Annotated in this window: 18 protein-coding genes; 10 read left to right on the top strand and 8 right to left on the bottom strand. The window is 39.3% G+C overall.

Translation table 11 applies throughout. From position 1 onward, the window contains the following. Positions 1 to 55: 55 nt before the first annotated feature. Entirely contained in the window at positions 56 to 2,326 is a 2,271-nt protein-coding gene (locus tag ACYIAR_RS10190) for a DUF6562 domain-containing protein (protein WP_480329412.1), read from the top strand. An 87-nt stretch (positions 2,327 to 2,413) separates the two neighbouring features. Then, complete coding sequence (locus tag ACYIAR_RS10185; protein ID WP_480329410.1) at positions 2,414 to 2,743, top strand: hypothetical protein; 330 nt, start codon at positions 2,414 to 2,416, stop codon at positions 2,741 to 2,743. A gap of 64 nt (positions 2,744 to 2,807) precedes the next feature. On the opposite strand, the gene ACYIAR_RS10180 is transcribed toward ACYIAR_RS10185, so the two are convergent. Then, positions 2,808 to 3,185, bottom strand: coding sequence for a virulence RhuM family protein (locus tag ACYIAR_RS10180; protein WP_480329408.1), 378 nt, complete (start codon positions 3,183 to 3,185; stop codon positions 2,808 to 2,810). Positions 3,186 to 3,187: 2 nt separating this feature from the next. Then, positions 3,188 to 4,414: a site-specific integrase gene (locus ACYIAR_RS10175; RefSeq protein ID WP_480333627.1), complete on the bottom strand. Its 1,227-nt coding sequence runs from the start codon at positions 4,412 to 4,414 to the stop codon at positions 3,188 to 3,190. Between the two features lie 509 nt (positions 4,415 to 4,923). On the opposite strand from ACYIAR_RS10175, the gene leuS reads away from it, so the two are divergent. Continuing rightward, complete coding sequence (gene leuS / locus ACYIAR_RS10170; RefSeq protein WP_480329405.1) at positions 4,924 to 7,755, top strand: leucine--tRNA ligase; 2,832 nt, start codon at positions 4,924 to 4,926, stop codon at positions 7,753 to 7,755. A gap of 171 nt (positions 7,756 to 7,926) precedes the next feature. Further along, complete coding sequence (locus ACYIAR_RS10165) at positions 7,927 to 8,805, top strand: YitT family protein (RefSeq protein ID WP_480329403.1); 879 nt, start codon at positions 7,927 to 7,929, stop codon at positions 8,803 to 8,805. A 93-nt stretch (positions 8,806 to 8,898) separates the two neighbouring features. On the opposite strand, the gene ACYIAR_RS10160 is transcribed toward ACYIAR_RS10165, so the two are convergent. Continuing rightward, the gene (locus ACYIAR_RS10160; RefSeq protein WP_480329401.1) at positions 8,899 to 10,404 is read right to left on the bottom strand and encodes a phosphoethanolamine transferase; all 1,506 of its coding nucleotides are present in this window, start codon (positions 10,402 to 10,404) and stop codon (positions 8,899 to 8,901) included. A gap of 145 nt (positions 10,405 to 10,549) precedes the next feature. Here ACYIAR_RS10160 and ACYIAR_RS10155 point away from each other — a divergent pair, with 145 nt between their 5' ends. Further along, a complete protein-coding gene (locus ACYIAR_RS10155; protein ID WP_480329399.1) occupies positions 10,550 to 11,125 on the top strand; it encodes a non-canonical purine NTP diphosphatase in 576 nt (191 codons plus the stop codon). 22 nt (positions 11,126 to 11,147) lie between these two features. Then, positions 11,148 to 13,430 carry a type IX secretion system anionic LPS delivery protein PorZ gene (porZ, locus tag ACYIAR_RS10150; RefSeq protein WP_480329397.1) on the top strand — a complete coding sequence of 761 codons (2,283 nt, stop codon included), beginning with the start codon at positions 11,148 to 11,150 and terminating at the stop codon, positions 13,428 to 13,430. A 163-nt stretch (positions 13,431 to 13,593) separates the two neighbouring features. On the opposite strand, the gene ACYIAR_RS10145 is transcribed toward porZ, so the two are convergent. Beyond that, complete coding sequence (locus ACYIAR_RS10145; RefSeq protein ID WP_480329395.1) at positions 13,594 to 14,196, bottom strand: hypothetical protein; 603 nt, start codon at positions 14,194 to 14,196, stop codon at positions 13,594 to 13,596. Between the two features lie 589 nt (positions 14,197 to 14,785). On the opposite strand from ACYIAR_RS10145, the gene ACYIAR_RS10140 reads away from it, so the two are divergent. After that, positions 14,786 to 17,086 carry a GH92 family glycosyl hydrolase gene (locus tag ACYIAR_RS10140; protein ID WP_480329393.1) on the top strand — a complete coding sequence of 767 codons (2,301 nt, stop codon included), beginning with the start codon at positions 14,786 to 14,788 and terminating at the stop codon, positions 17,084 to 17,086. 14 nt (positions 17,087 to 17,100) lie between these two features. Here ACYIAR_RS10140 and ACYIAR_RS10135 read toward each other — a convergent pair whose 3' ends face one another. Further along, complete coding sequence (locus tag ACYIAR_RS10135) at positions 17,101 to 17,688, bottom strand: LOG family protein (protein WP_480329391.1); 588 nt, start codon at positions 17,686 to 17,688, stop codon at positions 17,101 to 17,103. Between the two features lie 137 nt (positions 17,689 to 17,825). Then, the gene (locus tag ACYIAR_RS10130) at positions 17,826 to 20,114 is read right to left on the bottom strand and encodes a TonB-dependent receptor (protein ID WP_480329389.1); all 2,289 of its coding nucleotides are present in this window, start codon (positions 20,112 to 20,114) and stop codon (positions 17,826 to 17,828) included. Positions 20,115 to 20,270: 156 nt separating this feature from the next. Here ACYIAR_RS10130 and ACYIAR_RS10125 point away from each other — a divergent pair, with 156 nt between their 5' ends. After that, positions 20,271 to 21,599 carry a sensor histidine kinase gene (locus ACYIAR_RS10125; RefSeq protein ID WP_480329387.1) on the top strand — a complete coding sequence of 443 codons (1,329 nt, stop codon included), beginning with the start codon at positions 20,271 to 20,273 and terminating at the stop codon, positions 21,597 to 21,599. A 6-nt stretch (positions 21,600 to 21,605) separates the two neighbouring features. Next, positions 21,606 to 22,307 carry a response regulator transcription factor gene (locus ACYIAR_RS10120; RefSeq protein ID WP_480329385.1) on the top strand — a complete coding sequence of 234 codons (702 nt, stop codon included), beginning with the start codon at positions 21,606 to 21,608 and terminating at the stop codon, positions 22,305 to 22,307. 94 nt (positions 22,308 to 22,401) lie between these two features. On the opposite strand, the gene ACYIAR_RS10115 is transcribed toward ACYIAR_RS10120, so the two are convergent. Together ACYIAR_RS10115 and ACYIAR_RS10110 are read right to left on the bottom strand one after the other, a co-directional pair. Beyond that, entirely contained in the window at positions 22,402 to 23,067 is a 666-nt protein-coding gene (locus tag ACYIAR_RS10115; protein WP_480329383.1) for a hypothetical protein, read from the bottom strand. Positions 23,068 to 23,527: 460 nt separating this feature from the next. Then, positions 23,528 to 23,770 carry a toxin-antitoxin system protein gene (locus ACYIAR_RS10110; protein ID WP_480329381.1) on the bottom strand — a complete coding sequence of 81 codons (243 nt, stop codon included), beginning with the start codon at positions 23,768 to 23,770 and terminating at the stop codon, positions 23,528 to 23,530. Positions 23,771 to 24,208: 438 nt separating this feature from the next. Between ACYIAR_RS10110 and ACYIAR_RS10105 the strand changes: the two genes are divergently transcribed. Further along, positions 24,209 to 24,898, top strand: a complete 690-nt coding sequence (locus ACYIAR_RS10105) for an L-ribulose-5-phosphate 4-epimerase (RefSeq protein WP_480329379.1) — start codon at positions 24,209 to 24,211, stop codon at positions 24,896 to 24,898. Positions 24,899 to 25,046: the final 148 nt, after the last annotated feature.

Raw genomic sequence — 25,046 nt, 5'->3', positions numbered from 1 at the left:
AAATACGGAATTTTAAAAAGGGTAAATTAGTACTAATTATTTAAATTAAAACAAAATGGTCAAAAAACTATTTTTAGGAATGTTTGCAGCAACAGCGATGCTGTTCGCAACATCGTGTCAGAATGACGAGCTGGATGCAATTCAGTCGGGCAAAGAAAGTATTGTTTCATTCACTCTGGAACAGCCTGGTATTGTAACTCGTGCCTACTCAGACGGTCTTACAGCAAAAACGCTGACCTATGCTGTTTACGAGGCAAATTCAAAAACGCCACTTATTACCAGAGAAAATCAAGTAACATTTAGCAACAAGACAGCAACAGTAAATCTTCGTTTGGTAACTGGCAAGAGTTACGATATTCTGTTTTGGGCTGATGCAGAAAATACACCTTATACATTTGATGCCGCTGCACAGACAATCACTGTTGCTGACAATTTGACAAGCCAGGACGAAAATCGCGATGCTTTCTTTGCAGTTGAGAAGTCTTTGTTGGTTGACGGGGCTATCAACAAGACAATCACTTTGTCCCGCCCGTTCGCTCAGTTGAACATCGGTACTACCGATGCAACAGAATCATCAACTGCAGCTTTTAATCCAACACAGAGCACAGTAACGGTTAAAAATGTATATAAAACTCTTAACTTGTTTGATGGTGCAGTTTCTAACGAAACTGAAATGACTTATGCTATGGCTAACATTCCTGATGCAGGAGAAACATTCCCTGTTGCCGATGTTAAATACTTGTCAATGAACTATCTGCTTGTAGCGAGCGAGAAAGAACTGGTGGAGGTTGACTTTACTGTTACCGATGGCACACATAGCATTGAACGTGAATATGCTTCTGTCCCTGTTCAGCGTAACTACCGTACCAATATCTATGGCAAGATTTTGACAGACCCTGCCGATTTCAATATTACGATTAAGCCTGATTATGAAACTCCTGATTATGAAGTTGTAGTATGGGATGGCAAGACTGTTACAGAGCCTGCCTCAAATGATAGAGAATGGACTGTATCAACTGCTGCTGAATGGATTTATCTTAAGCAGAATGGAGTACAAGGCAAGAATATCAAGTTAGCTGCAAACATTGACTTTGGTGGTCATGAAGTAAAAGGTCTCGGTTTTGACGGAGAATTTGATGGACAAGGCTTTACAATGTCCAATATGACTCTCCTTTGCGGTGGGAGCTACTATTCAAACGGTCTTTTCCAGGGCGATGCTTCCGCAAGTGTGACCGTAAAGAATGTAACTATTGAGAATGTAACTGCTGAATGTGCAAATCCTGATCAGGGATATGTTGGTACTATCTTCGGTGATGTTCAGACTGGCAAAACTGTTACATTGAACGGTGTGAATGTGAAGAATGCAAATCTTTGCGGAGTTCAGTCTGTGGGCGGTCTTGTAGGATTCGTTGCAAGCGGTGCAACACTTAATGTCGAAAACTGTACAGTTGACGGCTCCGAGATTTCAAACTATGCCGTAGAAAACGAATCCGGCTATGTTGCCGGTCTCGTTGGTCGTCCTGTTGGTACTGTGAACGTAGAGAACTCTACCGTTACCAGCACTACTATCGACGCTTATTATGCTTCTCGTCGTAGCGAGTCTTCTATCCAGCCGGTTGTTGGCGATAATACAAATTTGACGGCTGGCGAAGATGTCAAAGTTTCCAAGACATCCTTGGAAGGCGCTATTTTCGTGTCAACAGCAGAAGAACTTTGCAAAATTAATACATCGAGTAAAGCGTCCACATTGGTTGTCCTGACAGCCGACATTGATTTTAAAGGTGCTACGATGAGTAAAAATATCGAGTTGCAGGGTGACGGCGACGTATTTGATGGTCAGGGGCACACAATATCTAACGTGGTTTGCAAAGATCAAGGCGGAAACTATGCAATCTCTTTGTTCCGTGGTGATGCTATCGGTGGAAAGAAAGTGATCAAGAACCTTGTAATCAAAGGAATCACTGCTAAAAATGCATCTTTTGCAGCAGCTGCCCTTTGGTCAGACCTTCAGGGCGCAAATATTGTGATTGACAATGTTCATATCTACAATGCCGATATTCAGGCTGGTAACTCGACTGGTGGCTTTGTCGGTTTTGTTAGCGGTTCAACAACCGAAGTTGTTATAAAGAACTCGTCTATCAATGCTTCTGCTATTACAGGTAACAACAGCGTTCGCACAGGGGCTCTTATTGGTCGTGCTTATGGTTGCGGTGCCACTTTGGAGAATGTTCTTGTTGATGGCGTAACTGTTAATGATGCAGCCGCTTCGACATCGAACCTTGTCAAAGGTGAAAACGAATACACCGGCACTGTTACAGTTAAGTAATTATTAGGTTTGACATTTTAGGGGCAAGGAAACAACCTTGCCCCTTTTGATTTTCTTCGTTACGAATAACTAACCTCGTTTTTAGGTATGATCGACACGACATTGAGAACCATAAATGAGTGTGTAAACGATGGATCTGCCGTGCATCTGTATTACAATGACAAAAGTGATACTTGGATAGCATACGGGGTATCTGTTTATATACTAAGCCAAATAGGAATAGAGCCTATGAACATTGTATATGGTTATTCAAATGAGATTCTTATGCCTTTTGCAGAAGCGGATAAGAGAGTGATGAAACAGTTATTCGGTAATAATTCGGAAGAGTATAGTAAAGACATTGTTCATTTGATGTTTCTGTTATCTATAAATCTTGATGATTATGTCAGATGGACAAAGCTGTTAAAACATTTGTGACAAATCTATACCCTCAAAAATACTTAAAAGCCGTGCCACAAGACCGTAGCACGGCTCTACTATATCAAGACTTCACAGAACTTTGGGACTGCAATCTACCAAAAGATATTAAAAGATTTATGTTCTTCTTTTTTCGTTGGTAAACACTCTTCAAGACTCTTTGCCGAATCATATTTGCCTCATAGGTATTCAAACGAAAGGCAAGTGCAACAATCACTTCAAGATTGTAGAATATTGCCCAAATTGTCGGAGTAACGGCCCTGTATCTTTGAGTGCTTGACGGGCAAAACCCTCCATTCCTGTATATGGCTTTTATGGCAGCTCGGAGTGTCGGGGATATCACCCCGAACAGCTCCACCAGTTCCATTTCCGACATCCATATTTCAGCACTTGGAATATTTACCGTACCATTCTCGCTGATTGATATAATTGTCCTTTTCATAGTTACACCGTTATTGAGATATTGTTGAACGACCGGTTGAGTTGATTGCCGAGCACCGTCAAATCCCTGTCTATCTTTTCGGTGGTCACTTTGGCGTATTTCTGCGTGGTAACAATGTTCGTGTGACCCAAAATCTTGCTCACGCTCTCTATCGGCATCCCTTTGCTCAAAGCGAGCGTGGCAAACCCATGCCTCGAACAATGAAATGAAATCGGCTTTTCTATTCCGCACTCCCGTATCATCCTTTTCAACGGCTTGCATATAGACCAGTAGTTGAGGTCGGGAAATATGAACTTGTTTTCCTGAAATGGCTCATAACGCCTGATAATCTGCAAGGGAATATCCAACAGCTTCACTTGGAACGGCACTTTTGTTTTGTGCCGCTTCGACAATATCCATTTCTCACCGTTCACATCCACAATGTCATCGGTGGTCAGCTCCTTAATATCCACAAAAGACAAGGCGGTGAAACTGGCGAAAACAAACAAATCACGGATATAAGCCAGCCTACCATCCGCAAACTCGTGTGTCATTACAGCCTTGATTTCATCTTCCGTCAGATAGGCCCGGTCTTTTATGTTCTGGTTGACCCGATACTGTGCGAACGGGTTTCTCGGGGTCAGCCCGTTATAATGGGCTTTTGCCACGATTGTTTTCAACCACATGCAATTAGACCATACACTGCCATTGTGCAGACCCGCATCCGTTGAAAGATAGATTTCATACTCCTTGATGAAGTCGGGAGTAAGTTCGAGCATGGACATGTCATTCCGCTTGTAGTTCTTCCTGATGAAAGAAGCCAGATGGTTTCTTGCCCTTACCCTGACCTGATAGGAACTCAAAGCCCGGTCAACACCGATACGTTTCTTGAAACTCTCGTTGTCCTTGTCAAACGCACCGAGCAGGGTTTCATATTCCGTACCGATGCCTTGATAGGCGTTGCGCACCATGTCAGCCGTAACAAACGCCTCCCTGTCCGACAGGCGTTGATAGTGCTTGATGATTTGTGCCTTGATATTATCCAATGAAAGGTTAATGTCACGAGCCTCCTTACTTTTACCCTTCGCTCGGTTGCCCTTTGCATCCCAAAGTTCCTTTGGGATAGAACACTTGCAACTGAACTGGGCTACAGAGCCGTTGATAGTCACTCGTCCCATGATGGGGACAATACCGTTTTTCTCCTTGCTTCCGTTCACGTAGAACAGCACCTTGAATGTACTTCGCATAATCCATTTTTTTGATTACAAAATTAGTTATCAGCGAATTATACATTGATATGCAAAATGATGCAGAAGATAGAAACATTCTCCACCGACTGAAATCTTGACCCGACAAGTGGGTAATGATTTGAAAACCGTCTCGCTTCATTACCTTTCATTTCCTTGCTTTTTTGCAAAGAACGGTTTGTCTGCGATTGTCTTCATAAGTCATTGAACTACAGTTTCGCCATCATCATTTCTCCATTTCTGATTGATTTTTCCAGAGATATTTTTTATCTTTGGTTCTGTGCTTTTTCTATAAAGACAAAAATACACAGAAATAAGGAATATTATAATTGATAAATCTATATATGATAACATTGCCGGCTCGCAGCCCTATCTGTTCATCACTAAAACTGAGCTTACACAACTTGAATTTATGACTTTCCATTCCATTATATTAAGAATGTTTATGTACTTTTGCAGCATTACTCTTCATTCTTACAAAAGAATAACATAAAAAACGACATATAAAAGTTATGGATTACAATTTCAGAGAAATTGAAAAGAAATGGCGCGAATACTGGATCGCCAACAAGGTTTATAAAGTTGAGAAAAACGATAAACCGAAATATTATGTGCTGGATATGTTCCCTTATCCATCAGGAGCAGGTTTGCACGTAGGACATCCGCTGGGATATATCGCTTCAGATATTTACTCACGATACAAACGTCTTCAGGGATATAACGTATTGCATCCTATGGGTTACGATGCTTACGGTTTGCCTGCAGAACAGTATGCTATTCAGACTGGTCAGCATCCGGCTATTACAACTGTAAACAATATCAACCGTTACCGCGAACAGTTGGACAAGATTGGTTTCAGCTTTGACTGGGACCGCGAAGTCCGTACTTGCGACCCTAAATATTATCACTGGACACAGTGGGCTTTCCAGAAGATGTTCAACAGCTTCTATTGCAATTCATGTCAGAAAGCTCAGCCTATCAGCATGCTTATCGAGCATTTCGAACAGAAAGGTACTGAAGGGCTGGATGTAGCTTGCAGCGAAGAACTTTCTTTCACTGCTGATGAATGGAAAGCTAAGAGCGAAAAGGAACAGCAGGAAATACTGATGAACTACCGTATCGCTTACCTTGGTGAAACAATGGTGAACTGGTGTCCGGCTTTGGGAACAGTGTTGGCTAACGACGAAGTTGTTGACGGTGTTTCTGAGCGTGGTGGTCATCCTGTAGTACAGAAGAAGATGCGCCAGTGGTGTTTGCGTGTTTCTGCTTACGCACAGCGTTTGTTGGATGGTTTAGACAATGTAGACTGGACAGATTCATTGAAAGAAACTCAGCGTAACTGGATTGGACGTTCTGAAGGTACTGAAGTTCGTTTCCGTGTGAAAGACAGCGACATCGAATTTACTATCTTTACTACTCGTGCGGATACTATGTTCGGTGTTACATTCATGGTGTTGGCTCCGGAAAGCGAATTGGTTCCAATGCTTACTACTGAAGAACAGAAGGCTGAAGTGGAAGCTTATCTGGACCGTACAAAGAAACGTACAGAACGCGAACGTATTGCTGACCGCCGTGTGACTGGTGTATTCAGTGGTTCATACGCAATCAATCCATTTACAGGCGATTCTGTTCCGGTATGGATTAGCGACTACGTATTGGCTGGTTACGGAACAGGTGCTATCATGGCCGTTCCTGCACACGACAGCCGTGACTATGCTTTCGCAAAACATTTCAATTTGCCTATTGTTCCGCTTGTTGAAGGTTGCGACGTAAGCGAAGAAAGCTTTGACGCAAAAGAAGGTATTGTTTGCAACTCACCGAAAGCAGGCGTTACTCCATATTGCGATTTGTCTTTGAACGGACTGACTATCAAAGAAGCTATTGCTGCAACAAAGAAATATGTAAAAGAGCATCAGCTTGGACGAGTAAAAGTAAACTACCGTTTGCGTGATGCTATTTTCTCTCGCCAGCGTTATTGGGGCGAACCGTTCCCTGTATATTACAAAGACGGTATGCCTTATATGATTGACGAAAGCAAATTGCCTTTGGAATTGCCTGAGGTAGCTAAGTTCTTGCCTACTGAAAGCGGCGAGCCTCCATTGGGACATGCAACAAAATGGGCTTGGAATATTGAAACCGGAGAAGTTGTTGAAAATTCTTTGATTGACAACAAGACTGTTTTCCCTCTTGAGCTGAACACTATGCCAGGCTTTGCAGGTTCAAGTGCTTATTACTTGCGCTACATGGATCCGCACAACGACGAAGCTTTGGTTTCAAAAGAAGCTGATGAATACTGGCAGAATGTTGACTTGTATGTAGGCGGTACAGAACACGCTACAGGTCACTTGATTTATTCTCGTTTCTGGAACAAATTCCTTCACGATCTTGGTTTCAGCGTGAAAGAAGAACCATTCCAGAAATTGGTTAACCAAGGTATGATTCAGGGACGTTCAAACTTCGTTTATCGTATAAAAGATACTAATACTTTTGTTTCTCTCGGATTGAAAGATCAGTATGATGTTACTCCGCTTCATGTTGACGTTAACATCGTATCAAACGATATTCTTGATGTTGAAGCATTCAAGAACTGGCGTCCGGAATATAACAACGCAGAATTCATTCTTGAAGATGGCAAATACGTTTGCGGATGGGCAGTTGAAAAGATGTCAAAATCAATGTTCAACGTGGTTAACCCTGATGTAATAGTTGAGCGTTATGGTGCTGACACTTTACGTTTGTATGAAATGTTCCTTGGTCCGATTGAACAGTCTAAGCCTTGGGATACAAATGGTATCGACGGTGTTCACCGCTTCTTGAAGAAATTGTGGTCATTGTTCTACAGCCGTACAGACTGGCAGGTAACAGATGCAGAGCCAACTGCTGAAGAATTGAAATCATTGCATAAGCTAATCAAGAAAGTAACAACAGATATAGAAAACTTCTCATACAACACTTCAATCAGTGCGTTTATGATTTGTATAAACGAACTTACTTCAATGAAGTGCAGCAAGAAGAGCATTCTCGAACCGTTGATGGTTATTCTTGCTCCGTTTGCTCCACATATCGCAGAAGAATTGTGGCATAAACTGGGCAACGAAACAACTGTTTGCGATGCAGCTTGGCCTAAATTTGAAGAAAAATATCTGATTGAGAACACAGCAGTATATGCAATTTCTTTCAACGGTAAAGCTCGCTTCAATCTTGAATTGCCGGCTGATATGTCGAAAGAAGATATCGAAAAGGCTGCTTTGGGACACGAAAATTCTGCTAAATGGATGGAAGGTAAAAGCGTGAAGAAGATTATCGTTGTTCCGAAAAAGATTGTGAATATCGTAATCGGATAAGGATTTAATAAATACTGAAGTTTTGCAGGTTAAATTATTAAGGAGACAAGTTAACAAAGGCACAAATTGACTAGTATAATTATAAATACTTATCTTATTCCCTTATAAACTTGTTAAATTAAGTAACCTGCAAAACTTAAAAATATCAACAATTATAGAAAGGAGGCAGTTATGCAATTCTTAAAATCAAGTCTAGACAAATATGATCTGCGTGATTATCTGATGATTATTGTCGGCACATTAATCTATGGTTTCGGCTTCAACGGTTTTATCTTGTCTAATGAAATTATCACAGGTGGTCTAAGCGGTCTTTGCGCCCTGATATATTTTGCAACCGGGCAAATGATTCCGGTTTCTGTTTCCTATTTTGTAATAAATATCCTGCTGCTTGCAATAGCACTGAAAATTCTCGGACTGAAGTTTTTGATAAAAACTATTTTCGGAGTTTTCTCGCTTTCCGCATCACTTACTCTGTTTGAGAATATATTCACTGAACCTATTATCAAGAATGAGCCGTTTATGTGTATCATCATTGGTGGTTTGCTTTGCGGTACAGGTCTGGGACTTATATTTGCATCAAACGGAAGTACGGGTGGTACTGATATAATTGGAGCAATCATAACGAAATATAAGAATATATCTATAGGTAGAGCAATGCTTATGCTCGATTTCGTAATCATCGGTTCATCATATATATTGTTCCATGATGTTGAAAAGATTGTTTTTGGTTTCGTTGAAATGGTTGTCAGCAATTATATGATCGACCAAGTAGTCAATGGTTCACGTGAATCCGTGCAATTCTTCATTTTCTCGCAAAAGCATGACGAAATTGCAGATCGTATAATCAACGAACTTGGACGAGGTTGTACAATTCTGGACGGAACTGGCGGATATTCCAAAAAACCGGTAAAAGTGGTTATGGTTGTTGCCCGCAAATCTGAATCTGTTACAGTGTTCAGACTGGTGAAACGAATAGATCACAATGCCTTTATTTCACAGAGCCCTACGAGAGGTGTGTTTGGAGAAGGATTTGATCCGATTAAGGCGTGATACAGTTGACAAGTTAACAAGTTGACAAGTAGACAAGGCTACAGATTATTTTCCTCGTCAACTAATAAGCTTAAGAATTTATCCTTTGTATTTCTATCTGAATATACTCAAAGTATAATCTATATAATCAGAACTGATTCCTGCTGCATCCAATATGGAGTGAAAGAGGTAATCGGTTCTGATTCTTTTTTTACTGTTATCTTCAGCCTTCGCCCTGTAATCAGGAAAACTTTCACTGTAAGAATCCGACATCCATACAAAGCCGGCAGCATAATGAGCTGCTTCTGTTTCGGAGGCGTGAAGCCATATTCCATCTTCGCCTAATGCTTCTCCGTGGTCGGACTGGAATATCATTACAGCCTTTTCATTCCTCAATCGGTTTATAACTTCCGAAAGGAAATAATCTGTATATACAACAGTATTGTCATATGAATTTATCATTTCTTCAGGAGTACAAGAAGAAATAACTCGGCTTTTCACTATCGGCTTGAACATTGTTGTTTCTTCATCGAAATGCGAATTATACCACCAATGCGAACCTATTGTGTGGAGGATTATAAGTTTTCTTTCATGAGATGAGGACAGAGCTTTGTCCAGCAATGGCAACAAATCTTTGTCCAGCCACTTGTCATAAACGTATGATGATTTGTTTATATTGGCATATTCCAGATTGTCGCATTCATTCATAAAAGATACGAATGTCTTTGCAGGCTCCTGATTTGCCAGCCAGAAAGATTCAAATCCACAATGATTGAATATATGAACAAATGATTTCTCGGTGTAGGCTCTGTTGAAATCAGAACTGTCCGCACGAGTCAGCAAATGCGGAATACTGCGCATCGTGTATGTTTGATGAGTATATACAGACGGGAAAGATATAATATTCTCAGCCTGTAATTTTGGTGTTGTATTTCTTTCATAACCGTTTATTCCCAAATGGTCCGGGCGCAGCGATTCACCGATTACAAGAACAACAGTAAGAGAACCCTCCTTGCAGAAAGCTCCTTCACTTAAATCTATCCTTTCACTGCTCAAGGCCTCTTTTTCTTCTAAATATCTGCTGACAGTATAATAAATATTGAAAGGAATACGTTCTGATATCGGACGGCTCAGTTTGTCGATACCAGTAAGGATAAACAATCCTGCCAATCCGACGATTACCGAGACCAAAGGTTTTTCATTGCTTATATGTTTCCATCTGTATCTGCACCAGAAAAATGATATGATTCCGGCAAACAGAAGAAGCATAATAAGACCGAGAGAAACCAGGTCGGCAGATGTCTGTATGTCATTGTCGAGCGCCGCATCCAATATCATAGGAGTAAGCACGGCATTCATGGTGTAACGGAAATAGGTAAGTGTGGCACTGAGAACCGTAATAACAGGAAAAGAAACAGCAAACAGCAATCTTGCCGAAGCTATCACCAGCATCAGGGCAAAAAGAGCAGCGAGCATAACGCCCCATTGCATTCCGACTATCACAACGTCTTTCAACGACTGAACAGGCATTGAAACGAAATCGGACGATGTAAAAAGCAAGGCTATCAGCAATGCTGATATAAAACTGAAACTAATATATCGGAAACTGTTCCTTTTCATTTTATTTATCAACTTGTCTCTGATGCCTCGTCAACTTTAAATCAAACAGAGCCAACGAGACCAGAATTAATATTATATCTATATAACGTAAAACAATTGTAAAACCGTATTTTTGTACAAAAATAAAAACATAATCATAAAGACAATGAAAACTTTAGTATTTGCAACCAACAATGCACACAAACTGGAAGAAGTAAGAGCCATCCTTGGCAATGATTTCCAAATTGCCAGTCTGAAGGAAATAGGCTGCCACGATGATATTCCGGAAACTGCCGATACGCTGGAAGGCAACGCTATGCAGAAAGCACAATATATAAAAGATAAATTCGGTATGGATTGCTTTGCCGACGATACAGGTCTTGAAGTTGAAGCTCTCAACAACGCTCCCGGTGTTTTCTCCGCCCGCTATGCCGGTCCGGGTCACGATTCTGAGGCAAATATGAAGAAATTACTCCATGAAATGGAAGGCAAGGAAAACAGAAAAGCCCGTTTCCGCACTGTTATCGCTTTACTGCTCGACGGAAAAGAATATACATTCGAAGGCATAGTAAAAGGTAATATAATCGAGGAGAAACGTGGTGACAGCGGATTCGGTTACGACCCGATTTTTGTTCCGGAAGGCTATGACCTTACTTTTGCTGAATTAGGCAACGATATAAAGAACAATATCAGTCACCGTGCCGAAGCTGTCAAGAAGCTTAGCGCTTTTTTAAAGAAATAAAAACACATCAAATGTCTGAATAATGAGGAAAATTCTCAACATATTATTATGCCTTTCATTTTGTTTGGCAATCAACGCGCAATACGGAAGATGGCAGTCATATCTTTCGTATAACAACACGACTAAGATTGCCCAGGCAAATCAGGAAGTTTTTGCCGTTGCCAATGGTGCTTTGTATTCGTTCAAGCAGGAAGACAATAGCCTCAACACTTACTCCAGACTGAATTCTCTGAGTGATGTTGACATAACTCAGATAGGTTATAATTCCGAGGCCGATGCTTTGCTGATTGTATATAGCAATGGTAATATCGACATAATCGCTGAAGGGACAACCTACAATCTTCCTTTCCTGAAAGAAAATACAACAATCCAGGATAAAACAGTCAACACTGTTTCTTTCAACAAGGAATATGCATATGTATCTTCACAATTCGGAATAATGGTTGTCAATCTGAAGAAAAGAGAAGTGACCGACACTTACATGATTGGCAATGTATATGCAAGTGCTGTACTAAACAATTATGTATATGCCGTGACCGACGAAGGAGTGAAGAAAGGAAACGTAAACGACAATCTTTTGGACAGCAACAACTGGAGCAGCCACAGTGTGAACTCTTCGGCTTTTGAGGCAAAAAGTATCAGAAACATTGCAAGTTTCCAGAATGTCCTTTGTTTCTATGTTCCATCTAACGGTGTGTTTTATCAGACGGCAGACGGAACAGTGAATACATTATTTAAAGATGCCGGAATAAAAGGCTTCAAGTTGGAAAACGGAAAACTGATGAGTTTTACCAACGGAAAAGTTTATATTTCAAACAGTCTTACTTCAACAGAGCAGATTACCGGGCTTAGTACAATTCAGGATATTACGACTCTGAAGGGAAATACTTATTGGATTGCCAATTCCACCTCCGGAATTCTTGGTGTTCAGAAAGACGGAAATTCTTCTTCATTCAAGAAAATTGTGGAACAACCGGCAATCAACAGTCCGAAAAGGAATCTTCCGTATTTTATGTCGCATGAATTCGGGCAATTGCTTGTGACAGGCGGAGCAAGATGGGCTGAAAGAGAAAACCAGCCTGCTACTTTCATGAGATATAAAGACAACAACTGGATAAATCTCGATGAATCGAAATTACCCAAACAAGCAGGAATAGACTATTGCCAGGACTTCCTCTGCGCCGTAACCGACCCTGCCGATACAAGCAGATTCTTCATTGCCTCATATGGCGAAGGTTTGTTTGAGATAAAAGACGGACAAGTTCTGAATCATTATACTGTTGGAAACAGTCCGCTTCAGTCTGCTGTAGGAACATCAAAGCATTATGTACGTGTCACAGGACTCACATTTGATGAAAGCGGAAATCTTTGGGTTGTCAGCAGTGGAGTAAATTCAACAATCAACGTGCTGCAAAAAGACGGCAATTGGATTACGTTCAACAACACTCCGATTAATCAGTCAACAACTACGGATAAACTTATCATCACAAAGAATAATTTCAAGATTGTGAATAATATGCGTGCTACAAATGCCGGTATTTTCGCTATGGATGATAAAGGTACACTGGACGACACTTCGGATGATACATATAAATTATATACGTCACTTATCAGTTCACAAGGCGAAACTTTGTCGGCTAGCCTTTTCTATTGTATGGCTGAAGACAAGAACGGAGCAATCTGGGTTGGAACAAATATCGGTCCGGTTGTATGTTATATGCCTTCAAACATTGAAGACTTGCGTTTCAACCGTATTGTTTTGGCTGACGAATCTGACTATCTTCTGAATGGAGAGCAAATAAATGCAATTGCCGTTGACGGCGGCAATCGAAAATGGCTTGCTACGGAAAGCTCCGGTGTGTTCCTTGTAAACGAAGACGGAACTGAAGTGATTGAGAATTTCACTACGGATAATTCTCCGTTGTTCTCTAATCGTGTGCAAAGTATAGCTATCGACCCGAAAACGGGAGAAGTATTCTTCGGAACAGACAAAGGAATAGTATCATATATTGGTGACGCAACCGAAGGAAGTGAGGATTTCTCATCAGTACACGCTTATCCGAATCCAGTCCGTCCGGATTTCGACCAGAAAGTGATTATCACCGGACTTATGGACCAGAGTAGTGTAAAAATTACCGACGTTGCCGGCAATCTGATTTATCAGGGCAAATGTACTGGCGGACAATTCTCTTGGGATTGCAGAAATATCAGTGGTCGCCGCGTTGCTACTGGTGTTTATCTCGTATTATCTGCCACAGAAAAGGCAAAAGAGAGCGTTGTGACCAAGATTATGGTTATAAAATAGCTGTTTTAAATCAATTTAAAACAGCTTTAACAACTATTAGCCGAAAAAGACTTGACAAACCACGGAAAAAGGCTACCTTTGCACCGTGGTTTTTTCATAATAGTATTAGATTTAAGGTTAACAAAGTTTGATTAGGGGTTGTCGTGAGACAGCCTTTAATTGTTTATAGGGGTTTGTGTTTCCCAACCCTCATCTCAAACTTCACATAATCCGTGCTAAATCCTTTTCTTTCTTTCAGCGAAACAGAGAAAACTACCTTGCCACGTTTCAGCTTAGGCGATGTTTTCATTCGCACCTTATATGTTATTTTTCCACGAGCCGGAATATCACCGACGGGAACAATTTCCTGTAATTCCACCTTCGAAGCATTTTTGACAACCTTTATATCCGGTACAACATCAAGAGCTGCATAATTCCCGTTATTGACAATATCAAATTTCAATTCATAATCTTTTCCACCATATAAAGGTTCGTTTGCCGAAACATCATCACCGACATAACAATTCTCTATTTTCAACAGAGGAATAGCCATCAATGATGCCGGGTGCTTATAATCGTTTGATGTAGCCAACTTGGCAGCATCTTCCCTTTCAGCCTTATTATAAGCTATTGTCGAACCGGCGGCTCCTCCAGCCATTGCTCCTATAATTCCGCCTATTTCCTCACCATTGTCGGAATCTATCGCACTTCCTACTCCTCTTCCAAATAATTCTCCAACCCAAGAACCGATTATAGCTCCCAATCCCGCTTTCTCACTTTTATTCATTTTTCTTGAAGAGCCGCATCCGCTCATCAACACTAAAATCAGAAATAATGGTAAAAACCTGTTCACTCCCATAAAAACTCAATTATATTTATAGTTTACAAGAAGACAAAAGAACAAGTTTACAAGGTTTTTCAAAGACTTTGAAAACTTATTTTCTTATCTGCCAAAAAATGAATGTAATCATTCCAGCATTCCATAATATATGAAACTTTTTTTCCATATATTGTGAAAATCTTTTTTCACCCTAATGAAAATTCTTTTTCATAATATATGAAAAACTTTTTCCAAGCCTTAAAAAAAGACTGAAAATGTAATTTACTGGAATACAACAATATATCAAATATCATAAATTATGGATATATTATGATAAACACACGTAATATATTTTCCCCCTATCGCATACCGATACTTTTATGAAATATTAGTATTTTCAACCCGTATATTGAAATTATATAATTGAAGTTTCGCAAGCTCAACTTATATCTGAAGCCTTGTTTACTTTTAAGTTGAGCAAATTGCGATACTTATAAATAATAAGACAAAGACTTAATCATAATTAATACAACATATATTATCGAAAAATAAATCCATGAAACTAAAGTTGTTAACCGTTCTTTTCGTTTTGTCCTCCATTTCATTGTGGGCTGGGAACGAGAAAAAACGTAAAGTTGAGTATGTAAATCCATTTATCGGAGCAAGTACGAATATCAAAGATGCGGGAGCTGCCCACGGATTGGGTAAAACTATTCCCGGAGCAACTTCTCCTTTTGGTTTGGTGCAAGTAAGTCCGAATACAATTACCGGTGGAGATAACGGTCCGGGCTACAGCGACGAACACCGAAGTATCGAAGGCTTTGCCTTCACCCAAATGAGCGGAATCGGCTGGTATGGAGATTTGGGGAATTTCCTGGTTATGCCTACAATAGGCAAAATGCACACTAACTCCGGCCATTTGGACAATCCCGATGCCGGATACAGGTCGCGCTATGCAAAAGACAGCGAATATGCCGAAGCCGGATATTATCGTGTATTGCTCAGTGACTATAATATCACAACCGAAGCCACAGTTTCACAGCGCTGCGGTTTCCTTAAATTCACATATCCGGAAAACAAAGAATCAAGAATACAGATTGACCTTGCACGCCGCGTCGGCGGAACTTCAACTTGGCAGGAAGTGCGCGTAGTAAATGAAAATACAATCACTGGAAAAATGGTTTGTACACCCGACGGTGGCGGTTGGGGAAATGGCGACGGAAAGGGAGATTACACTGTTTATTTTTATGCCCAATTCTCAAAGCCTCTGAAAAATTACGGTGTATGGTCGGTGGCTATTCCCGAAGGACAATCTCGCAAACGTGAGTTTATCGAATCCGAAGCATTCCAACAACTTACTTCAAAGGCTGAAATTCACAGGCAAGTAAAGGAATATTCCGGTAAACATATCGGTTTCTTCACCGAATTCGAAACTGAAAAAGATGAAGAAGTTTTTCTGAAAGCTGGTATTTCTTTTGTAAGTGAAGAGGGAGCAAAAAAGAATCTTGAGGCGGAAATTCCTCACTGGAATTTCAAACAGACACTGAGCGAAAGCCAGGATAAATGGGAAAAAGCCCTGTCTAAGATTTCTGTTGAGACAGACAACGAAGATGATAAAGTTATTTTCTATACTGCATTATATCGCACAATGCTCGACCCACGTCTGTATTCCGATGTTGACGGCAAATATATCGGAGGCGACAAAAAAGTGCACGAAACAAAAGACTTCAACAAACGTACGATATTCAGCGGTTGGGATGTCTTCCGCAGCCAGATGCCATTGCTCACTATTATCCGTCCGGATGTAATCCACGATATTCTCAACTCTCTGATTACATTGGCCGAGGAAAGTGGTCAGAATTATCTGGAAAGATGGGAGTTTCTGAATGCATACAGCGGTTGTATGGTGGGAAATCCAGCAATTTCGGTTCTGGCAGATGCCTATAAGAAAGGTATAATAGGTTATGATATAGAAAAGGCGTGGCGTTTTGCTGACCTTACATCAAAGAAGTTCGGTAATACTCCACTTGGTTATACTCCAAACTCCATTTCTCAGACATTGGAATATGCCTATACGGAATGGTGTATGGCAGAATTAGCAAAAGAGTTAGGTAAAAGCGAAGATGAGAAGCGATACAGAGAATTGTCGCAGTCATACAAAAACATCTTTGACGCAAGCCACAACAGTTTCTGCCCGAAAGACAAAGAAGGTAATTTCCTTCCTTGGCCGGAAAAAGGACGATTGACAGAAGGCTTCGGCAGCGTAGAGTCAAATCCTTTCCAGCAAGGTTGGTTTGTTCCTCACGACATTGAAGGTCTAATTAAGCTTAAAGGAGGAAGAGAGCTGACTGTCCGCGACTTGGATTATATGTTCGACAACACTCCGTCGGACTTCCTTTGGAACCAGTTCTATAATCATGCAAACGAGCCGGTTCATCACGTTCCTTTCCTTTACAACAGATTGGGCGAACCTTGGAAAACCCAATATTGGTCCGGCTATATTTGCCACAATGCATATAAGAATGATGTGAAAGGTTTGGTTGGAAATGAAGACGTAGGACAAATGTCTGCCTGGTATGTTCTCGCCTCAGCAGGAATACATCCTATTTGTCCGGGCGACACACGTATGGAATTGACATCTCCGATATTCGATGAAGTAAATATTGAAGTCGGTCCTTCAAAACATTTCAAGATAATGGTGAAAAAAGAATCTCCTAAGAGTGTATATATCCAATCAGCAAAACTGAACGGAAAAACATATAATCATTGTTATCTGGATTATGCCGATATTATGAAAGGAGGAACATTGGAATTGACTTTAGGCGACGAGCCAAATAAAAAATGGGGTGTGGAATAAACACACCCCAAATCTTATATTGCAGCAAAACGCCGTATATTCTTGTCCCAATCCGGCAAAGAAAGCACAAGCTCCACAGCTTCTTCCGGAGTTTCGGCAACAGCCCATATTGCACTGTGCTGCTCACGCATAAAATTCTCATCCACCGCACGACGGAGCATCTCCAGCAAAGGATTGAAAAAACCGTTTACATTCAATATTACTATCGGATGAAGATACAGCCCAAGCTGTTTCCATGTGATAATCTCCAAAAGTTCCTCCATAGTTCCACAACCTCCAGGCAAGGCAATTACAGCATCAGACATACGAGCCATTGTCTGCTTCCTTACGTGCATATCAGGCACTTCAATAAGTTCCGTAAGTCCTGTATGATTCCAACCCTGCTCAACCATAAAATGAGGAATCACTCCGGTTACTTTTCCTCCGGCAGCAAGTGCCGAATCTGAAATCTCGCCCATAAGACCGATATTTCCCGCTCCGTTAATTATACGTATCCCCTTTTCCGCAAGAATTTTTCCCAAACGGTTTGCAGCATCGAAATATACTTGATTTATTTTGGTGCTTGAAGCACAATATACACAGATTGAATTTATTTTCTTCATAAACATTTATATCCCATGCTGCAAAGATAAATCCAATAAAGATAAGAGACAAGTTGACGAGGGGACGAGTTGACAAGTTTTGCATAATCTATATTTTCTTGTCAACTTGTTCCTGAAACCTTGTCTACTCATAAAACTCAATACCCAAACCTCGAAACATCCACCTTCTTATGTTCCTTCGACTTGAAGCCGCCGAATTTGTAGGTGAACGAAACTGACAAATATCTGCTGTCTGCATGCTGGAGAGTTTTGAAGTTCTGACCTTTGTAATTAATTGTCGCGTCAGGTGCGGCACTGTTGAATATATCATTAGCCGTAAAACGAAGTTCAGCATTTTTATCAGCAAAAGTCCATTTCAGTCCGGCATCAACTTTCCATATAGATGTAAGATCATAAATTCCCTGAATGGATGGAGAAACATACAAACCGTTCAACTCAAGGCTTAATGATGGTTTTGATGAAATATTAAATGTATTGTTCATCATTGCCACACCTCGCCAAACGGAATTGTCAAAGCTTATATCATGAAACTTGCGGCATACGTCTCTGAAATACGAACCGTCAAGAGTGATTCGCGAGTTCCAGAAATTTCCAACCGTAAACGGAATCACTGCCGATATACCATAGTTCTGTTCATAATCGAAATTTACAGTCTGATATAACATCGACAGTTCATCAGGATTCTGATAAGCCAGCTGAGCAAACAAATCTTTTTCATGGGTATAATAAATATTGAATATATATTTACTCATCAAAACGTATGTGAGATTTGCAGTATATTCAGATGACGGGCGCAACAGCGGATTTCCTTTAACCTTTGAATATCCGTTGATGTATCCTGTAACATCCTGCATTTCCCAATAATCCGGATATTTCTTATCTGATGAAAATGACAATTGGAAAATATGCGAAGCTGATGGTATGAAACTCAATTGCATTGACGGATACACAGCCCATTTGTCATAGTCTGCCAGTTTATAATATTCACCGGCAACAGACAGAGAAAGAGAAAGACGCTCATTGAATGCTTTCTCAAATCCACCATAAAAATTATATGTTTTCTCGCCCAGTTCAGTGTCTGTATTCAATGAAGACATATCTTTTCCATCCTTAGGTTTATAAACCTGTGAGCTCTTTTCATTGGCAAAAGAGAAATTGATTCCATAGTTTATATTCCAACCGGCAACCAAAGAATGATTCTGTCCGGCATATACATTCCAACGATTGATGTTCTGATTGCTGTTCATAAGGAAATTATCCTTACTGCCATCGGCTGCAATATTCTTGAAGTCCTGTAGTCTGGGATAAGAATAATATGTATAATCAAGACCAACATTCATTCCCCAATTGGAAGTATAGTCAACATTTACATTATGCATCTGCTCATTGCCTGTAGTTATATTTGATGATTCGGACAAACTTCCTTTTGAGTTGTCCACGCTCTTGGCATTCGGACTTATGGCCGCTGTATATGCCATATTAATATTGTCATTCTCCGCTATCTGATAGTCTAAAGAAGTGCGGATATTATGAGCCATGTTTCTTTTTGAGCCGTCATTATATTGGTCCACGTCATATACTTTCCCATTTACCGTGTGGTGAGATATGAAATCATAAGCTGTTTTCACTTTCGAATAATCGGCAGAATACAAAACATCGGCAGTTAATTTTTCTCCTACGAAAGAAAGATTCAAATCTCCTTTGCCACGTGAATATTTTCCTTGTGTAAAAGTTCCTCCAACTTCGCCACGGACAAAGGAATTTTCAGATTTCTGTCTTTTAAGTTCTACATTTATTACAGCGCCTCTCACTCTGTATTTTGCCGGTGCGCTATACATCACCTCTGCTTTTTCCACATTCGACACCGGAGTGTTTCTGAGCAGATTCGTCAGCTGTTCTCCAGTCATGGAAGAAGGTTTTCCGTTAAGAATAACTGTAACCTCACCTGCTCCCAACAGATTCAAAGCTCCATTTTGTTCCATTACGCCGGGCAAGCGGGTAATTGCATCGTAAGCATTGCTGACTGCCGACTTTTCTGCTATCACGGCAACGTCATAAGTCAGTGAACCATTAACTGCTTTCACCAGTGGACGCTCTCCTTTTACAACTACCTCGTTCAGTGTATAATCCTTTTCCTTCATAATAATTACACCGGCACTATCTTCCTTAAATTCTTCCGACACTGTTTCATAAAGAAGATGCTGGAAAATCAGACGATAATGTTCAATATTATGATTGAATGTGAAATCTCCGTTCACATCTGTTATCGCGGCATCCACATATACGGAATCTGCGGACTGCATGACAACAGTTACCGCTTCAATTGGTTTATTCTCGTAATCAACAACTTTGCCTCTGATATTCTGTGCCATCAGATGAACAGAACAGGCAGCAACACCCAGAATAAAAAGTAAGAATCTCTTCATAATATGCTTGTTTTAATTTCTGCGGCAAAGTAACCGGTTTATCTCCCGATAATAGGTTATCCTCATGTTATGGCTTTGTTAATTAATTGTTATATCTTTTTCGGACAGATAACCTCAAAAGATGTTTTCACTACTTTTACCGGCAAAACGAGATATATGATTGGGAAATACATTAAAATAATTACATTCCTCGGACTGATAATCATATTGATTTTGCAATCCGTATGGTTGGCAAACACATACCAATTGCTGGAGCATCAGTTGTATCAAACCGGGAACCGTCTTTTTCCAAAAGCTGTATTGAATGAAACTATTGAACGGTTAAGCGAAATTTCCGGAGTAGACACGACATTGAATCTTTCCTCAAATATGAACTACGACGAGAATCTAAATGACCAAAGACTAAAGGAACATATTATATCTTTCCTCAATCATTATGCAGATTCTTTGTATCAATCGCAAACATCACTTCCGTTGCTTGACTCTATATTCAAAAGCTCATTGGAAGAAGAAGGTTATAAGGCTGAGTTGTATTGCATGAAGGTTGATTCTCTTGGAAATTCACTGGAAACAGACAACGAATCTCATCCAAACGGATTCTTCAGAACAGTGAAAACATCAGCAGTCTCACTAAATTGGGAAAGGACGGAGTATGTTCAGGCTGTAATAGTCAATCCTTATATTATCGTTTTCCGTAAAATGAGTTTTCTGCTTATAGCAACAGCTTTGCTCCTCTGCTTTGTTGTCTGGTGTATAGTTTATCAGGTAAGAATTATTATCCGACAAAACAAAATAGCTCTAATCAGGCAAGATTTCACTTATGCCATGATTCACGATATGAAAACGCCTATCAACACAATTACCATGGCAAGTCATGCTTTGGAAAGCGGACTGATGGACAACAAACCAGAATTAAAAAAGCAATATTTCTCTATTATAAATGAGGAAAATTCTCATCTTCTGAATCTCTCGGAAAAAATATTAACAATAGCCAAACTGGAACAATCCAGACTTAAGTTTACTTCTGAAGAAGTTGATTTGTCGGTATTATTTGAAGAACTTGTGATGAAATATAATGTCAAGACAGATAAGAATGTTACTTTTCTGCAAGATTGCCCACAGCCGTTAAATATGACAACAGACAAAGAATATCTGAAAGAAGTTATCAGCAATCTGATTGACAATTCTCTGAAATATTCCAATAAAGATGTTACCATAAAATTATCGGCAGAGCTGCAAAGCAATTCGGTTGTAATAAAAGTATGGGACAATGGTTGGGGAATTCCGTTGAAAGAACAGAAACACATATTCGACAAATTTCACCGTGGCGGACTGGAATACCGGAAAGACAGAAAAGTTGCAGGCTTCGGTCTTGGCTTGAATTATGTATATAAAGTCGTTACAGCAATGAACGGCAACGTATCGCTGAACAGTGTGGAAGGAAAATACAGCGAATTTGTAATAACATTGCCAATAAAAAAATAACAGAATATGATACGTGTATTATTGGTTGAAGATGACAAGAACCTTAGTTTTATCCTTAAAAGCAGTCTGGAGCAAATTATCGGAGGCTATGAGGTCGAATCTGTAGTCAACGGAAAAGACGGTCTGGATGCTTTGGCAAAAGATACGTTTGATGTTATTGTTTCGGATGTTGAAATGCCGGTAATGGATGGAATGACAATGGTTCAGCATATAAGGGAACATTATCCTTCGATTGCTGTGATTTTCATTACCGGACTCACCAATGCCCGCGATGTAATAAACGGTTATCAGGCAGGAGCCGACTTTTATATCAAAAAGCCTTTTCTTCCCGAAGAACTTGATGCGCATATCAGAGCCGTATTGAAAATAAGACAAAATATATCTGCTACGAAAGCTGAGGACAAGGCGGAAGAAATCATCTACCCAATTGGTAAATATTCCTTTACTCCTTCACAAAATCTCCTTTGCCACGACGAAGAGAAACAGTCTCTTACAGCAAAGGAGGCGAAAATTCTTGAAATGCTCTGCAAGGAAAAAGGCAAAGTTGTAAGCAGAGAACACATCCTCAACACTATCTGGGGCGTTTCTGATTTCTACTCTTCCAGAAGTCTTGATGTCTTTATTACAAAACTCCGAAAATATTTGTCCAAAGACTCCAACATTTCATTGAATGTGTTGAAAGGGGTTGGGATTTGTTTGGAGGATTGAGATAATCTATTTCCGAACCTTTCATATACAATATCAAAAAAAGACCTAAAGATTAAACCTTAGGTCTTTTTGCTTTTATGAAGAATCTTCTCTTTTATCTCCTTAATTTTAAAGTCCTTTTAGCCGCTTTTTCTCCTTGAGTATTTTTCCCTGCCGAGAACTCATATCCTATAGTCAAACCTACATTTATTGATTGATTAAAAGCAGACAAATGTTTTATGATATTTGTAAACGATGGTTGATAGGCTACAACAAGCCCTACATCTGTTGCTTTACCAAAACGCTTCTTTACACCAAGCTCACAACGCATTCCAAAAACTACAGGAGAGAAATCAACTAAATAAGAATCATCAAATTCTGAATGTCCATATTTTGAATCCAAACCAGAACCTAATAGTACATCCAATTTAGGACCTGCCCCTAAATAAAAAGTATAACCATCAGATGATGTTTTCTTAACATCAAAGATAGTATTCAAAGTCAGAAAAGTTCCAGAACTTGTTATATCATAAATAATATTCCCGGCATCACTAGTTACATCAAATACTATTCCATGTCTTAATATACCGATATTACTTGACAAATTAAACCAACCTCTATCCAAATATTCTGTACCAACATTAAAATAAACAGAATTCGTTTTCCCCCAGTCTTTTGTTTTATCCATATGAATACCACCCTCCAGTTTCCATAAACTCTGTGCAGATAAGGAAGCTACACAAGATAAAAAGCACAACAAATACAATAATATTCTTCTCATAAATAGCATTTTTATATTAAAATTAAACTCTTGAAGTATAACGATAGTAACATAAAATATATTGTATTACTATGGAAACATAGTAGTGTTCCGTCTGAAAGCTACCTATGTTTTTCCGGAAACATAAGCAGTTTTTATGCAATATACCAGTGAATTTACTATTGTGTAGTTTCACATTTTAGACAAAATCTTATCTATCAGAAGAATATTGTGATTTAAGCTCTAGTTTTGTGAAGTTTGTATAAAATCACAGGATTTCCCTGATTATCAATCATATTTACAAAAGATGAAAGATAGTTTTGGAAAGTCCTTGTATAGGAATGAGACAATAACTAAAATGATATAAAAACTAAACCTTTTTCACCTAAAAATATATACGGACGTAGCTCAAAATACTTCTATATATATTTGGAGATACTTCTATATATATTTGGAATTGGGGTCGGATGTATTTTGGCCTTTACTTTCTAAGCTCATCCATTAAACTTTCAACACTATCAAAAAGCTTCTTCTCTCTTGATATATGTGCCTCATTTATTGCACTAATAGTTTCTTCATTAGGCTTAAAATTTACAGCATCAATTAATATACTTTCTACAAAAGTATTTAGACTTATATTAGCTCTCCTTGCTCCATCTTTTAAAGATATTAATAAATCCTCACGCAAACGGAAAGACACTTGCTTTCTTGAAATTGTTCTCATATAACATTTTATTTACCAAAATAATATATTTATATGATATGACAAAATTCTGTTTTTAAAATATTGATTATTAATAATCGATTTTATAATAAAACTTAGACTTTTTATACTTATCTACTTTGAAATTGTATAACACAAAATTCCATTTAATTATATTTTACATAAATCCTTTCAGAAAAGTGTACATAAAACACATTTATGCTATATAACATATCAATAAGATAATCAAGCTATTCAAATAACTCCTACTTTCGCAATAAGTAGATGAGTGATAATTTGCATGTATTTAATTGATGTAAAACTTATAGACTCACAAACCAAAGAGCAAATAAATCAAGTTTCTGCAGACTCAACTTTCAGTTAACGGATTAACTGGTATTTTGCCTTATAAACTTTTAAGTAGAGCAACTTGCGAAACTTATATAAATAATTAATAATATGCTGGAAGTTTTAAAAGAAAAAGTTTTCCGCGCAAATCTGGATTTGGTAAAACACGGGCTGGTTATTTTCACATGGGGAAATGTTTCGGCTATCGACCGCGAAAGCAATTTGGTTGTAATAAAGCCAAGCGGAGTTTCCTATGAAACAATGAAGGCTGAAGATATGGTGGTTGTTGACCTGGACGGTAATATTATAGAAGGTAAACTGAAACCATCGAGCGACACTCCGACACATCTTGTGTTGTATAGGAATTTCAAGGAAATTGGCGCCGTGGTCCATACACATTCCACTTATGCAACTGCTTGGGCTCAGGCAGGGAAAGATATTCCTAACATCGGAACAACTCATGCCGACTATTTTCATGACGATATTCCTTGTACAGAAGATATGACTGAAGAAGAAGTGATGGGTAACTATGAACTTGAAACAGGTAATGTCATAGTGCGCCGCTTCAACGGTATAAATCCGGTTCATACTCCCGGAGTTCTGGTAAAGAACCACGGTCCTTTCTCATGGGGAAAAGATGCAGCTGATGCCGTTCATAATGCTGTAGTTATGGAACAGGTCGCAAAAATGGCATGCTTCTCTTTCTCCATAAATCCTGCACTGACAATGAATCCACTGTTGGTGGAAAAGCATTTCAACAGGAAACATGGACCGGGAGCATATTATGGACAAGGGAAATGAGGAGTAAAGGAGTCAAGAAGTTAAGTAGTTAAGTAGTTAAGTAGTTAAGAAGTCAAGAAGAAATATCTTATTTCCTGAAGCCTTGTCAACTTGTCCCCTTGTCAACTCATAAACTTAAAAACTAAAAAACTCAAAACATTATAAACTT

It is taken from the genome of Parabacteroides sp. KHUB-01 (assembly GCF_056640935.1).
The sequence above is the reverse complement of the archived record's forward strand: the minus strand, read 5'-3'. Positions and strand labels throughout refer to the sequence as shown.

Coding starts and splice junctions, on each gene's coding strand:
- ACYIAR_RS10135 (WP_480329391.1), bottom strand. CDS start 17,688: ATGAAGAAAATAAATTCAATCTGTGTATATTGTGCTTCAAGCACCAAA.
- ACYIAR_RS10145 (WP_480329395.1), bottom strand. CDS start 14,196: ATGAATAAAAGTGAGAAAGCGGGATTGGGAGCTATAATCGGTTCTTGG.
- ACYIAR_RS10155 (WP_480329399.1), top strand. CDS start 10,550: ATGAAAACTTTAGTATTTGCAACCAACAATGCACACAAACTGGAAGAA.
- ACYIAR_RS10180 (WP_480329408.1), bottom strand. CDS start 3,185: ATGAAAAGGACAATTATATCAATCAGCGAGAATGGTACGGTAAATATT.
- ACYIAR_RS10105 (WP_480329379.1), top strand. CDS start 24,209: ATGCTGGAAGTTTTAAAAGAAAAAGTTTTCCGCGCAAATCTGGATTTG.
- ACYIAR_RS10190 (WP_480329412.1), top strand. CDS start 56: ATGGTCAAAAAACTATTTTTAGGAATGTTTGCAGCAACAGCGATGCTG.
- ACYIAR_RS10120 (WP_480329385.1), top strand. CDS start 21,606: ATGATACGTGTATTATTGGTTGAAGATGACAAGAACCTTAGTTTTATC.
- ACYIAR_RS10165 (WP_480329403.1), top strand. CDS start 7,927: ATGCAATTCTTAAAATCAAGTCTAGACAAATATGATCTGCGTGATTAT.
- porZ (WP_480329397.1), top strand. CDS start 11,148: ATGAGGAAAATTCTCAACATATTATTATGCCTTTCATTTTGTTTGGCA.
- ACYIAR_RS10185 (WP_480329410.1), top strand. CDS start 2,414: ATGATCGACACGACATTGAGAACCATAAATGAGTGTGTAAACGATGGA.
- ACYIAR_RS10130 (WP_480329389.1), bottom strand. CDS start 20,114: ATGAAGAGATTCTTACTTTTTATTCTGGGTGTTGCTGCCTGTTCTGTT.
- leuS (WP_480329405.1), top strand. CDS start 4,924: ATGGATTACAATTTCAGAGAAATTGAAAAGAAATGGCGCGAATACTGG.
- ACYIAR_RS10110 (WP_480329381.1), bottom strand. CDS start 23,770: ATGAGAACAATTTCAAGAAAGCAAGTGTCTTTCCGTTTGCGTGAGGAT.
- ACYIAR_RS10115 (WP_480329383.1), bottom strand. CDS start 23,067: ATGAGAAGAATATTATTGTATTTGTTGTGCTTTTTATCTTGTGTAGCT.
- ACYIAR_RS10160 (WP_480329401.1), bottom strand. CDS start 10,404: ATGAAAAGGAACAGTTTCCGATATATTAGTTTCAGTTTTATATCAGCA.
- ACYIAR_RS10140 (WP_480329393.1), top strand. CDS start 14,786: ATGAAACTAAAGTTGTTAACCGTTCTTTTCGTTTTGTCCTCCATTTCA.
- ACYIAR_RS10125 (WP_480329387.1), top strand. CDS start 20,271: ATGATTGGGAAATACATTAAAATAATTACATTCCTCGGACTGATAATC.